The sequence below is a fragment of the Streptomyces liliifuscus genome, from assembly GCF_016598615.1.
GTDB classification, from domain to species: domain Bacteria; phylum Actinomycetota; class Actinomycetes; order Streptomycetales; family Streptomycetaceae; genus Streptomyces; species Streptomyces liliifuscus.
In genome coordinates, this window is sequence record NZ_CP066831.1 from 3,799,743 (window position 1) to 3,812,955 (window position 13,213).

General features: G+C 69.3%; 14 protein-coding genes. 9 read left to right on the forward strand and 5 right to left on the reverse strand.

The annotated features are described in order from the left end of the window. Positions 1 to 11: 11 nt before the first annotated feature. Both JEQ17_RS15970 and JEQ17_RS15975 read left to right on the forward strand, forming a co-directional pair. Positions 12 to 1,469, forward strand: coding sequence for a peptidoglycan D,D-transpeptidase FtsI family protein (locus JEQ17_RS15970; protein ID WP_200401511.1), 1,458 nt, complete (start codon positions 12 to 14; stop codon positions 1,467 to 1,469). Between the two features lie 184 nt (positions 1,470 to 1,653). Continuing rightward, the gene (locus JEQ17_RS15975; RefSeq protein ID WP_200395880.1) at positions 1,654 to 2,169 is read left to right on the forward strand and encodes a DUF3291 domain-containing protein; all 516 of its coding nucleotides are present in this window, start codon (positions 1,654 to 1,656) and stop codon (positions 2,167 to 2,169) included. Positions 2,170 to 2,190: 21 nt separating this feature from the next. Here JEQ17_RS15975 and JEQ17_RS15980 read toward each other — a convergent pair whose 3' ends face one another. Then, entirely contained in the window at positions 2,191 to 3,297 is a 1,107-nt protein-coding gene (locus tag JEQ17_RS15980; protein ID WP_200395881.1) for a ferritin-like domain-containing protein, read from the reverse strand. Between the two features lie 141 nt (positions 3,298 to 3,438). Here JEQ17_RS15980 and JEQ17_RS15985 point away from each other — a divergent pair, with 141 nt between their 5' ends. Then, complete coding sequence (locus tag JEQ17_RS15985; RefSeq protein WP_200395882.1) at positions 3,439 to 4,368, forward strand: AurF N-oxygenase family protein; 930 nt, start codon at positions 3,439 to 3,441, stop codon at positions 4,366 to 4,368. Positions 4,369 to 4,675: 307 nt separating this feature from the next. On the opposite strand, the gene JEQ17_RS15990 is transcribed toward JEQ17_RS15985, so the two are convergent. Both JEQ17_RS15990 and JEQ17_RS15995 read right to left on the reverse strand, forming a co-directional pair. Next, complete coding sequence (locus tag JEQ17_RS15990; RefSeq protein WP_200395883.1) at positions 4,676 to 5,335, reverse strand: response regulator transcription factor; 660 nt, start codon at positions 5,333 to 5,335, stop codon at positions 4,676 to 4,678. Then, positions 5,332 to 6,510 carry a sensor histidine kinase gene (locus tag JEQ17_RS15995; protein WP_200395884.1) on the reverse strand — a complete coding sequence of 393 codons (1,179 nt, stop codon included), beginning with the start codon at positions 6,508 to 6,510 and terminating at the stop codon, positions 5,332 to 5,334. The genes JEQ17_RS15990 and JEQ17_RS15995 overlap by 4 nt, the downstream gene beginning before the upstream one ends. Positions 6,511 to 6,720: 210 nt before the next feature. Between JEQ17_RS15995 and JEQ17_RS16000 the strand changes: the two genes are divergently transcribed. The 4 genes from JEQ17_RS16000 (at position 6,721) to JEQ17_RS16015 (ending at position 10,016) form a co-directional block, all read left to right on the forward strand. Continuing rightward, positions 6,721 to 7,311: a hypothetical protein gene (locus JEQ17_RS16000; protein WP_200395885.1), complete on the forward strand. Its 591-nt coding sequence runs from the start codon at positions 6,721 to 6,723 to the stop codon at positions 7,309 to 7,311. Between the two features lie 310 nt (positions 7,312 to 7,621). Continuing rightward, the gene (locus tag JEQ17_RS16005; protein ID WP_200395886.1) at positions 7,622 to 8,347 is read left to right on the forward strand and encodes a TetR/AcrR family transcriptional regulator; all 726 of its coding nucleotides are present in this window, start codon (positions 7,622 to 7,624) and stop codon (positions 8,345 to 8,347) included. 10 nt (positions 8,348 to 8,357) lie between these two features. After that, positions 8,358 to 8,672 carry a hypothetical protein gene (locus JEQ17_RS16010; RefSeq protein ID WP_200395887.1) on the forward strand — a complete coding sequence of 105 codons (315 nt, stop codon included), beginning with the start codon at positions 8,358 to 8,360 and terminating at the stop codon, positions 8,670 to 8,672. A gap of 108 nt (positions 8,673 to 8,780) precedes the next feature. After that, entirely contained in the window at positions 8,781 to 10,016 is a 1,236-nt protein-coding gene (locus JEQ17_RS16015; protein ID WP_200395888.1) for a C40 family peptidase, read from the forward strand. A 14-nt stretch (positions 10,017 to 10,030) separates the two neighbouring features. On the opposite strand, the gene JEQ17_RS16020 is transcribed toward JEQ17_RS16015, so the two are convergent. After that, positions 10,031 to 10,639 carry a TetR/AcrR family transcriptional regulator gene (locus tag JEQ17_RS16020; protein WP_200395889.1) on the reverse strand — a complete coding sequence of 203 codons (609 nt, stop codon included), beginning with the start codon at positions 10,637 to 10,639 and terminating at the stop codon, positions 10,031 to 10,033. A 94-nt stretch (positions 10,640 to 10,733) separates the two neighbouring features. Here JEQ17_RS16020 and JEQ17_RS16025 point away from each other — a divergent pair, with 94 nt between their 5' ends. Both JEQ17_RS16025 and JEQ17_RS16030 read left to right on the forward strand, forming a co-directional pair. Continuing rightward, on the forward strand, positions 10,734 to 11,126 hold the full coding sequence (locus tag JEQ17_RS16025; protein ID WP_200395890.1) for an ester cyclase: 393 nt from the start codon (positions 10,734 to 10,736) through the stop codon (positions 11,124 to 11,126). A gap of 98 nt (positions 11,127 to 11,224) precedes the next feature. Further along, on the forward strand, positions 11,225 to 11,911 hold the full coding sequence (locus tag JEQ17_RS16030; protein ID WP_200395891.1) for an SDR family NAD(P)-dependent oxidoreductase: 687 nt from the start codon (positions 11,225 to 11,227) through the stop codon (positions 11,909 to 11,911). Positions 11,912 to 11,954: 43 nt separating this feature from the next. Here the strand turns inward: JEQ17_RS16030 and JEQ17_RS16035 are convergent, their stop codons facing one another. Beyond that, positions 11,955 to 13,208 (reverse strand): styrene monooxygenase/indole monooxygenase family protein, encoded by a 1,254-nt coding sequence (locus tag JEQ17_RS16035; protein ID WP_200395892.1) that lies wholly within the window; start codon positions 13,206 to 13,208, stop codon positions 11,955 to 11,957. Positions 13,209 to 13,213: the final 5 nt, after the last annotated feature.

Genomic DNA, 13,213 nt, shown 5'->3' on the forward strand with positions numbered 1-13,213 from the left:
ACGGCCGCCCCATGACCCGGTACATCCGGCACGCCGCCGCCTTCTGCGCCCTGCTCCTGCTCGCCCTCCTCGTCAACGCCACCCGCATCCAGCTCGTCCAGGCCCGCTCGTACGACGAGAACCCGGCCAACCGCCGCCACACGATCGCCCGTTACGGCCAGCCGCGCGGCGACATCCTCGTCGGCGGCAAGCCCGTCACCGGCTCCAAGGACTCCGGCCAGCAGTTCCGCTACGAACGGACCTACAAGAACGGCCCGTTGTACGCGCCCGTCACCGGCTTCGCCTCGCAGGTGTACGGGACGAATCTGCTGGAGGGCGCCGAGGACGACATCCTGGCGGGCACCGACCCGCTGCTGTCGCCGCTCCCCCTGTGGAACGACCTCACCCGGGCCCGCAACCCCGGCGGTCACGTCGTCACGACCCTCGACCCGGCCGCGCAGCGGGCGGCGTACGAGGGACTCGGCGACCGGCGGGGCGCGGTGGCCGCGCTCGAACCGTCCACGGGACGGATCCTGGCGCTGGTCTCCACCCCCTCCTACAACCCCGAGGAGCTCTCCGGGACGGACTCGGCGGTGGCCCAGGCGTGGACGCGGCTGAACCAGGCGGCCGACAAGCCGATGCTCAACCGGGCCGTGCGGCAGACGTATCCGCCCGGCTCCACCTTCAAGGTGGTCACCGCGGCGGCGGCCCTCGACGCGGGCGTGGTGGAGGACGTCGACGAGCCCACGAAGTCCCCGGACCCGTACCGGCTGCCGGGCAGTTCGGTCCGGCTGACGAACGAGGTCGAGGGGTGCGCGGACGCGTCCCTGCGGTACGCCTTCGCGTGGTCGTGCAACACCGTGTTCGCCAAGCTGGGCGTGAACGTGGGGGTGGCCGGCATGCGGGCCGCGGCGGCCGGATTCGGCTTCAACGAGCGGCAGTTGAGGGTCCCCTTCCGGGTCTCCCCCAGCACCTTCGACACCCGGGTGGACCAGGCGCAGCTCGCGCTCTCCTCCATCGGCCAGTACAACACCCGGGCCACGCCGCTGCAGATGGCGATGGTCGCCGGGGCCGTCGCGAACAACGGCTCGGTGCGTACGCCGCATCTGGTCGAGCGGACGACCACCGACGACGGCGACACCGTGTCGGCCACCGGGCAGCGCACCCTCCGCCAGGCCATGAACCCCGCCACCGCCGTCCAGCTGCGCGGGCTGATGACGGACGTGGTGGAGCGGGGCACCGGCAAGAACGCCGCCATCCCGGGCGCCACGGTCGGTGGCAAGTCCGGCACCGCCCAGCACGGCGTCCACAACTCCGGTACGCCGTACGCCTGGTTCATCTCCTGGGCGAAGGCGGACGACGCGGTGGAGCCGGGCGTGGCCGTCGCGGTCGTCGTCGAGGACGCGGAGGCCGATCGGGGGGACATCAGCGGGGGCGGGGATGCGGCGCCGATCGCCCGGGATGTGATGGGGGCGGTGCTTGGGCGGTGAGGTTCGGCTTTGGGGGCGTGCGTTGCGGCTTGGGCCGTGAGGTTCGGCTTTGAGGGGGGAGTGCGTTGCGGCTTGGCTTTGGCGCTTGGCATTGGGGAGCGTGCGTTGTCGGGCTCGTGTTGGGGCGCGCTCGCGTTGTGAGACGGGGGTGTTGTCCGGTTCCGTACCGACCTACCGTTCGGTCATGACTCAGTCCGCGTACGAACTCGCCCAGGTCAATATCGCCCGGCTCAAAGCCCCTCTGGACTCCCCGCAGTTGAAGGACTTCGTCGACGCCCTCGACCCGGTGAACGCGGTCGCCGACGACTCCGACGGTTTCGTCTGGCGTCTGCAGAGCGACTCCGGCAACGCGACGGACGTGGCCGTCTTCGGCGACGAGTGGCTGATCGTCAACATGTCGGTGTGGCGTGACACCAACGCCCTCACCGCGTTCATGTACCAGGGACAGCACCGCGAGCTGCTCGCCCGGCGCCGGGAGTGGTTCGAGCGGATCCAGGAGGCCATGACCGTCCTGTGGTGGGTGCCGGCGGGGCACCGGCCGACGGTCGCCGAGGCGGAGGAGCGGCTGCTGCATCTGCGGGCGCAGGGGGCGACCGCTTACGCGTTCACGCTTCGGACTTCGTTTCCGGCCGGGGAGGCAGCGCCGACGGCCCTGTCGGAGGAAACTCGGGCCCTTCCCGATGTGGAGTGCCCTGTGTAGTCCCGACGTGGAGTGCCCGGTCTAGGTTTCCGCTCCGGCCTCGATGGCCTCTTCGACCTCCGCGACCCTCGCCTTTTCCTCCGCCGCGAACCGTTCCGCGTCCAGTTGTTCGGCCAGTTCCTCGTCCTGGGCCATGAGGAGGTCGAGGTTGGAGTTGCCCATGTCGAAGACACCCATGTCGACGTAGGCCTGCTGGAGGCGTTTGCCCCACAGGCCGATGTCCTTGACGCACGGGACGATCCGGGAGAACAGCAACTGGCGGAACAGCGCGAGGAATTCGGAGCGCTCGCTGTACTCCTCCGCCTCCGCCCTGGGGATGCCGAAGTTCTCCAGGACCTCCACGCCGCGCAGCCGGTCGCGCATCAGGTAGCAGCCCTCGATGACGAACTCCTCGCGTTCGCGGAGCTCGGCGTCTGTGAGCTGCTTGTAGTAGTCGCGCAGCGCCATGCGGCCGAACGCGACGTGGCGGGCCTCGTCCTGCATGACGTACGCGAGGATCTGCTTCGGCAGCGGCTTGTCCGTGGTGTCCCTGATCATGCCGAACGCGGCCAGCGCCAGGCCCTCGATGAGCACCTGCATGCCGAGGTAGGGCATGTCCCAGCGGGAGTCCCGGAGGGTGTCCCCCAGCAGCGACTGGAGGTTGTCGTTGACCGGGTACAGCATCCCGATCTTCTCGTGGAGGAACCGGGCGTAGATCTCCGCGTGACGGGCCTCGTCCATGGTCTGGGTGGCGGAGTAGAGCTTGGCGTCCAGGTCGGGGACCGATTCGACGATGCGGGCCGCGCAGACCATGGCTCCCTGCTCGCCGTGCAGGAACTGGCTGAACTGCCATGAGGCGAAGTGCTTGCGGAGTTCGCCCTTGTCGCGGTCGTTCATCCTCGCCCAGTAGGGCGTGCCGTAGATCGAGATCGACTCGTCGGGGGTGCCGAGCGGGTCGTACGGGTCCACCTCCAGGTCCCAGTCGATCCGTTTCTGGCCGTCCCACTGCTTGTCCTTGCCCTTCTGATAGAGGGCCAGCAGACGGTCGCGCCCTTCGTCGTACTCCCAGCTGAACCGTGCCGCGCCGGTTGCGGGCACCTGCCAGAGGGGGGCTCCGGGGTCCTTGGCGTACAGGTCGTAAGTGGGCATGTCTCGCAGGCTCCTCCTTGGTAGACGACGGGTCAACAAGTTGCGCGCGAGGGATTGACGGGCTTGCTGACAAGCAGTCTCATAAGGAGTGACCGGCGGTAACCCTGAGGTTTCTTCCCGTACGACGAGGTGGGCACAGCCATGACGACCGTGACGGAGGCCGAGGTGCTGCGCGATGCGCTCGGTCTGCTCAAGGACCGGGAGCAGGTGGCCGAGCGGCTGCTCGACTCCTCCGCGAAGCACTCCTTCGACCCGGACAAGGAGCTGGACTGGGACGCGCCCTTCGAGGACGGGAAGTGGTTCTGGCCGCCGGAGTTGGTGTCGTTGTACGACACGCCGCTGTGGAAGCGGATGAGTGAGGAGCAGCGGATTCTGCTCTCGCGGCACGAGGCCGCCGCGCTGGCCTCGCTGGGGATCTGGTTCGAGATCATCCTGATGCAGCTGCTGGTGCGGCACATCTATGACAAGGCGGCGACGAGTGCGCATGTGCGCTATGCGCTGACCGAGATCGAGGACGAGTGCCGGCACTCGAAGATGTTCGCGCGGCTGATCGCGTCGGGCGGGACGCCTTGGTACCCGGTGAGCCGGGCCCATCAGAACCTCGGGCGCTTCTTCAAGACGGTGTCGACTACGCCCGGGTCGTTCACGGCGACGTTGCTGGGTGAGGAGGTGCTCGACTGGATGCAGCGGCTTACGTTTCCGGACGAGCGGGTGCAGACGTTGGTCCGGGGGGTGACTCGGATCCACGTGGTGGAGGAGGCGCGGCATGTCCGGTACGCGCGGGAGGAACTGCGTCGGCAGATGGTGACCGCGCCGCGGTGGTCGCAGGAGTTCACGCGGGTGACGTCCGGGGAGTTCGCGCGGGTGTTCTCGGTGGCCTTCGTCAATCCGGATGTGTACGAGAACGTGGGGCTCGATCGGCGTGAGGCGATGGCTCAGGTGAAGGCGAGTGGGCATCGGCGGGAGGTCATGCAGACGGGGTCCAAGCGGTTGACCGACTTCCTGGACGACATTGGGGTGTTGCGGGGGGTTGGGCGGCGGCTTTGGAGGTCTTCGGGGTTGCTGGCGTGAGGTGTCGGGTGCGGGTTGTGTGGGGCTGATCGCGCCGTTCCCCGCGCCCCTGGGTGGGTGGGGGTGTGGTTCGGTTGCAGGCTGCGGGTTGTCGTTTTGCGTCCGTTGTCGAGGGGGCGGGGACGGGGCGGGGGTATCCGTCCTCGGTCTGGCGCGGAATCGGTCGCCTTCCAGGGCACCCGAGTCGACACGCCATCCGCTGCGGGCGGACACCCCCGCCCCGTCCCCTCCGGTACGACGGCGACCGCGGGCACGACCGGCCTCTCCCTGGTACGTGTCCACGGCGGCCACCCTCGTGGGGTTCCGCTCAGGGGTAGAGGCCGGCTCGGAAGGCGAACGAGACCAGTTGGGCTCGGTCGCGGGCGCCGACCTTTGTCATGGCCCGCACGGCATGGGTCTTCACGGTGAACGGCGACACGGACAGCTGGGCCGCGATCTCGTCATTGCCGAGGCCGCTCGCGACAAGGACGACCACGTCCCGTTCCCTGGGTGTCAGGGCGTCGAAGCGTCGCAGCAGTTCCTGGTCGATCAGCGGAGGCGGGCTGTCGGTCATGTGACCGATGAGCGCGGCTGTCGCGGCTGCCGACAGTGCGCCCCCACCGCCTACGACCTCGGTGATTCCGGCGACGAGTTCGGCGGGGCTCACGGTCTTGCTCAGGAAACCGTTGGCGCCCGCGCGGAGGGCGGCGAGAACGATGTCGTCCTGGTCGAAAGTGGTCAGCACGATCACCCGCAGCTTTTCGGGCGGGTGCTCCTTGCGGATCCGGCGGGTGGCCTCGACTCCGTCGATGCCGGGCATCCGGATGTCCATCAGGACGAGGTCGACGGGGTGGTCCCGGAGGTAGGGGACGACCTGGAGTCCGTCGGAGAGGTCGCCGATGACTACAAGACTCGGGTCGAGCCGGAGCATCGCCCTGATGCCGTCCCTGATCTCTTCCTGGTCGTCGACGATCAAAATCCGTGTCATCGGACGGTGGCTCCCAAGGGGCTGAACTCCGCGTGGACCCGGAATCGGCCGTCGTCACTGTCGATCGTCAGGCGCCCGCTGGAGGACTCGACGCGTTCGCGCATGCCGACGAGTCCGAGTCCGCCGCCCGGGCCGCTCGGTGAGTGGCCGACGTGGTTCTCCACGGTGACGCAGATTCTTCCGTCGCGCTCCCGCACCTCCACCGTTGCCGCTCCCTCTCCGTGCCGGTAGGCATTCGTGAGCGCTTCCTGGACGACCCGGTAGACCGTCACGCCGACGCTGGGCTCCACGAAACCGGTGGGAAGGTCGAGGGAGGGACGGACGTCGAGGCCGATGCTCTCGAACGAGGCGATGAGGCCTTCCAGGCCGCTGAGCGCCGGGGTCGGCCGGAGCGCCTCGTCGTCGGGGATGTCGTCGCCGAGGCGCAGCAGCGCGAGGATCCGTTGCGTTTCGACGACGACGGTACGGGCGCTGGACCTGGCCGAGACGAGGGACTGCCGGGCGGACTCGGCCTCTTCGGGCAGCCCGATCTCCGCGGCACCGAGATGCATGCTCAGCATCGCGACCTGGTGGCCGATGACGTCGTGGAGGTCCCGGGCGATACGGAGTCGTTCCTCGGTCACCCGTCGGGTGGCTTCGATCTCGCGGGTGGCGATGGCGCTCTCGGCCCGTTCCTCCAGGGTGAGCCAGTGCTCGCGATGGATGCGCAGCGCGGCCCCTGTCGCGCCTCCCGCGATGGCCGAGAAGAGTGCGGCGGCTCCCACGATCGCGCCGCCGCGGAATCCTCCCAGCGTCATGAACGCCCCCAGGAAGAACGCCGCCACGATGCCGGTCCCGACCAGCGGCTGCTTTCCCCTGACGGTGACCGAGAACAGTACGAGCACCGCCATCATCCACACCGACAGGGGGTCGTGGCCCACCGCTGTGACGGCGAAGGAGGCCGCGCTCGTCACGACCAGTCCTGCCCACGGCCACCGCCATGAGAGGGCGACACCGCCACCGGCGAGGAGCACGGAGAGGGCCGTCGGCCAGTCCGACCCTCGAAGGATCACTGCCACGATCTGGCCGGTGAAGACCAGCGCGGCCATTGCGTAGGCGATGAGGTGCGGCGCATCGGGGCGGCGGACCCACAGGGGTGCCACGGGCCCGTCCTGGTTGCTCTGCGCCTTGGCCATGACCTGATTCTCGTCCACGTGTGCGGCGGCCGCGTACTTCGAACGAAGTAGACGGCGGGCCAGGTCCGGGCGATGGGACGGCAGAACTCATTCGCTTGGAAGCGGATGGCGGAACTACTTCGTTCGAAGTACGCGGTCCTGCCCGAGGCCGCTGAGACTCCTCGTCGAGGCGACCGTCTCACACCGTCACGATCACAAACGGGACACCTGATGACTCAGACCGCAGTGACTCCGAGCACGACCACGACGACGCATTCCGGGCTCCGATCGCTCTACCTGATCCGAGTCGCCTTCTCCCTGGTCTGGGTGGCACTCGTCGTCGCGACCTCCGCCTCGCTCGTTTCGACGGACAAGCCCACGGTGATCGCGGCCGTGCTGCTGGTGGTCTACCCCCTGTGGGACGCCGTCGCCACGCTCCTGGAGCGCCGCATGACAGGCACCGGCTCCGCGGACCGCGTAGGTACGACCAACATGGCTCTCGGCCTGGCCGCCGGCGCGGGGATGGCCATCGCCGTCTTCTCCACCATCGGGAAGGCCCTGCTCGTGTTCGGCATCTGGGCCCTCCTCTCCGGAGCGATCCAGCTCTTCGTGGCGATCCGGCGCCGGCGCACCGTCGGTGCCCAGTGGCCCATGGTCATCAGCGGCGGCCTGTCCGTCCTCGCCGGCACCTCCTTCGCCGCCATGTCCTCCTCGCCGACGAGCGACCTGTCCACCATCTCCGGCTACTCGGCCTTCGGCGCCTTCTGGTACCTCGTCTCCGCCATCACCCTGACCATCCGCACGCGACGCGAACTCCGCTGACCACCACCATCGAACCCACCTCAGGGGCAGCACCGCTCCCAGCCACTTGTCACAGCCGACTGCCCCGCCCACCCCCGGTCACCCATGCACCCCCGCCAGCCCTCACCCAGCCCGTCCGGCGTTTGAGGACGAGGCCGTTCAGGCCGACTCCCCACCCACCCCGGTCACCCACCCACCCCCGCCAGCCCCCACCCAGCCCGTCCGGCGTGTGAGGACGAGCGCGGCAGCGCGATGCGGGGGTCTGGGGGCGGAGCCCCCAGGGATGGGACGGGTAGGGGCGGCGGGGGCGAGAAAGGTTACGCTGCGGAGCATGACCTCGGAGGTTCCCACACGCGCGTATCGGCGGCTCAGTGTCGAGGAGCGGCGGAGCCAACTACTGGACGCGGCGTTGTCGTTGTTCGCGGCCCGGGCCCCCGAAGAGGTCTCCCTGGACGACGTGGCGGAGGCGGCCGGCGTCTCACGCCCACTGGTGTACCGCTACTTCCCCGGCGGCAAGCAGCAACTGTACGAAGCCGCACTGAGATCCGCCGCCGAAGAGCTGGAGCACTGCTTCGCCGAACCCCCGCAGGGCCCCCTCACCCAGCGTCTCTCCAACGCCCTCGACCGCTACCTGGCCTTCGTGGACGAGCACGACGCCGGATTCAGCGCCCTGCTGCAGGGCGGAAGCGTCGTCGAGACGTCACGGACCACGGCCATCGTGGACGGGGTGCGGCGCGCAGCCGCCGAGCACATCCTGGTTCATCTGGAGGTCGAGGAACCGGCACCCCGGCTGCGGATGACCGTCCGGATGTGGATCACGGCGGTCGAGGCCGCCTCCCTGATCTGGCTGGACGAGGAGAAGGAACCCCCGCTGGACGAACTGCGGGACTGGCTCGTGGAGCAGTTCGTCGCGTGCCTGGTGGCGACCGCGACACGCGACGCCCAGACGGCCGGAGCCGTACGGGCCGCGCTGGCGATGGAGCCCGCGGACGGCCCGATGGGCACGTTCGCACGGGCGGTGCTGCCCGTGGTGGGCGACGCGGCCCACCTGCTGTGACACTGGCTGCGTGAAGAGCGAAGACACCCCCTTCGAAGGCGGCCCCCTGGACGGCCGGGTGCTGCCGGTCCTGCTCGGTCCGACCGGACACCCGCCGAAGGTGTACCGGGTCCCGGTCCCGGACAACGCCGGTGGCCCGCCGACCGTGCTCGTCTACCGGCGGGTGCAGGCGGGCACCAGCAGGCGGCTCGCGCTGCATCAGGGGTGGAAGTACGAGTACGACCCCACGGACACGAGCGGCGGCAGGCTCAGGTGGCCGTGGTCGAAGCCGGTCATCAAGCCAGACGCCACGCCGGACGGCAAGTCGGACGACACCGACGAGTGACCTCGTTGGGCCGGATCGCCCACGCTCGCCGCGCGGAGCTCGCGCGCGCGTCTGACGCTCGTGGTGCGGAGGAGCGGAAGGGCCGCGCCCCGCACCGGAGGTGATGACGTGTCAGGAAGGCTTCTGCGGCTGGTCTGTACGGCGGCGATCACGGCCGGCGCCGTCCTCGCACCCGGCCCGGCGGCAGCGGTGCCCGAGCCCGGTGAGAGTCCGGTGGCCGAGCCCGGCGAGAGCTTCGCACCGGATTCCGTACCGGAGGGCGAGCCGTCCGTCGCCGAGTTGCTGACCGACCTCCAGCGGCTGTACCGGGAGGCCGAGGCGGCGACGGAGACGTACAACGCGACCGAGGAGAAGCTGAAGCGGCAGCGGACCGAGGTCGCGAAGCTCAACGGGCGCCTCTCCGCGGCCCGGCTCTCGCTCCAGGGCAGTCGCGGCGCCGCGGGACGGCTCGCCCGGCAGCAGTACCAGGGCACGAGCGAGATCTCCTCGTACGTACGGCTGCTGCTCGCCCGGGATCCTCAGCACGCGCTCGACCAGGGCCAGGTGATCCGGCAGGTCTCGCTGGAGCGCGCCGGAACGGTCGACCGGCTGGCGGTGGACGAGCGGAGGGCCGACGGGCTGGCGCGGGAGGCGCGGCGCGCGCTCGACGAGCAACTCACCCTCGCCGAACGGCAGAAGAAGGACCGTGACCTCGTCGGGGAGCGGCTGAAGGACGTCGAGGAGCTGCTCGTCTCGCTGTCCGCCGAACAGCTGGCCCGGGTGGCCGAGTTGGAGAAGTCGGGCGTGGCCGAGGCTCAGGACGAGCTCGTCGCCTCGGGAGCGCTGAGCAGTGCGCGGCCGCCCTCCCTCGAAGGGGACCGGGCACTGCGCCATGCCGTGGACCAGATCGGCAAGCCGTACGAGTGGGGCGCCGAGGGACCGGACACGTACGACTGCTCCGGTCTCACCTCGGAGGCCTGGGGCAGCGCGGGCCGCGCCATCCCCCGTACCAGCCAGGAGCAGTGGGCCCAACTGCCTCGCGTGGAGCTGAACGAGCTGCGCCCGGGGGACCTGGTCGTCTACTTCCCCGAGGCCACCCACGTCGCCATGTACCTCGGCGACGGCATGGTCGTCCAGGCCCCGAGGCCGGGGGCGACGGTCAAGGTCTCCCCCATCGCCGCCAATCCCGTACTGGGTGCCGTACGGCCGGACCCGGGAGGAGAACCCCTGCAGAGCTATGTCCCGCCGGAGCTCCCCGAGGGCGCGACGGACGGTTCGGACGACGGCTACAGCGCGCCTGCGAGCGACCCCGAAGGGGTGCCGGGAACTGCGCGATCAGCCACGACCGACCCGCACCCGGGGTGAAGGCCCAGGCGTTCTCAGGAGAGCGGCCAGTTGCGCAGCGCGGCGTCGGCCATCTCCTGGAGTTCGTCGCGGCCCACACCGCTCGCGGCCTGCACGGCGATGCCGTACCCCAGGGCGGTGAGGTGGCGGGCCAGTAGCCCCGGATCGGTCTCCGGGGGCAGGTCGCCTTCGTCGACGGCCTGCTGGAACCGCTCTCGGATGAGGGTGTAGCCGTTGTCGCGCCAGACGACGAGAAGGTCACGGACCTCCTGCCCGGAGTCGCTGACGCTCAGGGCGCTCTGGACGCCCAGGCAGCCGTTGGGCTGGGCCGGGCGGGTGGTGGTTCGAACGGTTCCGGCCAGGATCGCGGTGGCGACGCCGAGGGCGGTCGGCTCCTCCAGGGCCCGGGGCAGATAGGCGCTCGGGCCTTCGGTGTAGCGCTCCAGGGCCCTGCGGAACAGCGCCTCCTTGTTGCCGAAGGCCGCGTACATGCTGGTGGTGGAGATGCCCATCGCGTTCGTCAGGGAGGCCAGGCTGGCGCCCTCGTAGCCGTGCTCCCAGAAGACCAGCATGGCCCGTTCGAGAGCCTCGTCGGCGTCGAACCCTCGCGGTCGGCCGATGGGGCCGCTCTGTTTCGTCTCCACCCCCGCAGTCTACCTCTTCCGCATCGATCGATGCGGAAGTGCTATCGTTCGACTTCTGCATCGACCGATGCAGAAGTCGAAGGAGGCTGTTCACGTGTCCGACAGCGATCTGCGCGCTTTCTACCGCCGCTATGTCGAGCAGCTCAACGCCCACAAGTTCGACGGCATGGACGAGTTCATCAACGACCGGACCACGCTGAACGGTGAGCCGGCCACCCGGGACGACCTTCTCGCGGTTCAGAGGCGAGACGTGGAGGCGGTTCCGGACCTCCACTGGGAGCTCAAGGAACTGCTCTTCGACGGAGACCGTCTGGCCGCGCGCCTGATCAACACGGGCACTCCGGTGAAGGAGTGGCTCGGCGTGGCCCCCACCGGCGCCTCGTTCGAAATCGTCGAATACGCCATCTACCAAGTCCGCGACGGGCGGTTCGTGCATATGACGGCCCTGCACGACGCCGGCGAGATGCGCCGTCAGCTGACCGGCTGACCTGTCCGATCAGCAACGGCAACAGCGACAGCGACAGCAAGAAATAGGCCGGATACCGCCAACCGCCCACTCGGGGCACCTAGTTCTGGAGGAAAGGCATGACCGTCACACTGATCACCGGAGCCAACAAGGGCATCGGTTTCGAGACAGCCAAGCAGCTTCTGGAGTTGGGCCACACGGTTTACATCGGTGCGCGTGACGTCGAGCGAGGCGAGAAGGCCGCGGCAGAGCTCGACGCGCGGTTTGTACAGCTCGACGTCACCGATGACGCATCTGTGAGCAGCGCGCTTGCGACGATCGGTTCGGCCGAGGGCCGGCTCGACGTCCTCGTGCACAACGCGGGCATCCTCGGGAGCCAAGTCAGCGACGGTCCCACGGCTCTGCGAATGTTCGACACCAACGCGGTGGGAATCGTGCGCGTCACGGAGGCGGCACTTCCGCTGTTGCACAAGTCCTCGAACCCGACCGTGGTCACCGTTTCGAGCAGCCTCGGGTCGTTCTGGGCAGTGAACAACCCGGACCGGCCGGAGTTCAACGTGCCGTTCGCGCTCTACTCCGCGTCCAAGTCGGCGGCGACCATGCTCACGGTCCAGTACGCCAAGTCCCAGCCGGGCATCAAGTTCAACGCTCTTGAGCCCGGCACCACGGCCACCGACATGACCGCGTCCCTCGGAATCGGAAGGCCGGTGGAGGAGAGCGCCAGAACTGTCGTACGCCTGGCGACCCTCGACGCGGACGGCCCTACCGGAACCCTCCAGGACGAGAACGGGGAGTTGCGCTGGTGAGTGGGCGGGGACGAGTGCGTCGAGGGGCTGCGCGACCGGCCCGTCAGGCTCCGGCGACCGAAGCCAGGTACGCGCCCGTCTTCTCCGGCTCATAGAAGAAGTTCTCGAAGTCCGACGGGTCGTTGAAGCCGTTTGCGAAGCGGTTGGCCACCGGGGGGAGTTGGCCGGCCGCGCCGATCAGGTTGAGGACGTGCTCCGGCGGGGCGCCGAGCATCGCGTTCGTCCACTTGGTCACGTGCTGGGCCGTGTCCCAGTACCGCTCGAAGGTGTCCCGCATCCACGTCTCGTCGAACTCCTTCTCGCCGTGCGAGAGGATCGAGTCGAGGTATGAAGCGGCGCACTTCGAGGCCGAGTTGGAGCCCTGTCCGGTGATCGGGTCGTTGGCGACGACCACGTCGGCGACGCCGAGGACCAGGCCGCCGCCGGGCAGCCGGCCGATGGGGTTGCGGACCATGGGCGCGTAGCGTCCGGACAACGTGCCGCCTGCGTCGGTGAGTTCGACCTTGGTGGCCCGCGCGTACTCCCACGGCGTGAACCGCTCCATGAGTTCCAGGGTCAGGGAGAGGTGTTCGGCCGGGTCCTTGACGCCCTGGAAGGCGTCCAGCGGGCCGCCGGGTATGCCCTCCCAGAAGAGGATGTCCGCCCGGCCGGAGGTGGTGAAGGTGGGCATGACGAAGAGTTCGCCCACGCCGGGCACGAGGTTGCAGCGCACCGCGTCGTAGTCCGGGTGCTCCGGGCGCGGGCCCAGGCCGTGGACGTACGCGACGGCCAGCGCGCGCTGCGGCTCCGTGTACGGGGAGCGGGAGGCGTCGCGCCCGAACATCGACACCAGCTCGCCCTTGCCGGCCGAGACGAGGACCAGGTCGTACGTACGGGAGAAGTAGTCGAGGTCGCCGACCGCCGCGCCGTGGATGACCAGTTGGCCGCCGCGCTGGGCGAACGTCTCCATCCAGCCGGCCATCTTGACGCGCTGGTCGACGGACTGGGCGTAGCCGTCGAGCCTGCCGACCCAGTCGATCGCGCGCTGGGTCGGGCCCGGGTCGTGCGAGCCGGGGGCGGCGACCGAGACGCCGAGTCCTTCGATCTTCGGGGCCTGGGACTCCCAGAAGTTCACCTGGAGATCGCGCTCGTGCTGCAACGCCGTGTGGAACATGCACTGCGTCGACATGACGCGGCCCGTACGGATCTCGTCCGCCGTGCGGTTGGACATCAGGGTGACCTCGTACCCGTTCGACTGGAGTCCGAGGGCGAGCTGGAGTCCGGACTGGCCGGCTCCGACGACGAGTATCTTCCGCATGCCTG

What these genes read in the sequence shown, in the direction of transcription:
- JEQ17_RS16000 (WP_200395885.1), top strand. Translation starts at nt 6,721, where the DNA reads ATGACTCAGACCGCAGTGACTCCGAGCACGACCACGACGACGCATTCC.
- JEQ17_RS15995 (WP_200395884.1), bottom strand. Translation starts at nt 6,510, where the DNA reads ATGGCCAAGGCGCAGAGCAACCAGGACGGGCCCGTGGCACCCCTGTGG.
- JEQ17_RS15975 (WP_200395880.1), top strand. Translation starts at nt 1,654, where the DNA reads ATGACTCAGTCCGCGTACGAACTCGCCCAGGTCAATATCGCCCGGCTC.
- JEQ17_RS15985 (WP_200395882.1), top strand. Translation starts at nt 3,439, where the DNA reads ATGACGACCGTGACGGAGGCCGAGGTGCTGCGCGATGCGCTCGGTCTG.
- JEQ17_RS16005 (WP_200395886.1), top strand. Translation starts at nt 7,622, where the DNA reads ATGACCTCGGAGGTTCCCACACGCGCGTATCGGCGGCTCAGTGTCGAG.
- JEQ17_RS15970 (WP_200401511.1), top strand. Translation starts at nt 12, where the DNA reads ATGACCCGGTACATCCGGCACGCCGCCGCCTTCTGCGCCCTGCTCCTG.
- JEQ17_RS16035 (WP_200395892.1), bottom strand. Translation starts at nt 13,208, where the DNA reads ATGCGGAAGATACTCGTCGTCGGAGCCGGCCAGTCCGGACTCCAGCTC.
- JEQ17_RS16030 (WP_200395891.1), top strand. Translation starts at nt 11,225, where the DNA reads ATGACCGTCACACTGATCACCGGAGCCAACAAGGGCATCGGTTTCGAG.
- JEQ17_RS15980 (WP_200395881.1), bottom strand. Translation starts at nt 3,297, where the DNA reads ATGCCCACTTACGACCTGTACGCCAAGGACCCCGGAGCCCCCCTCTGG.
- JEQ17_RS15990 (WP_200395883.1), bottom strand. Translation starts at nt 5,335, where the DNA reads ATGACACGGATTTTGATCGTCGACGACCAGGAAGAGATCAGGGACGGC.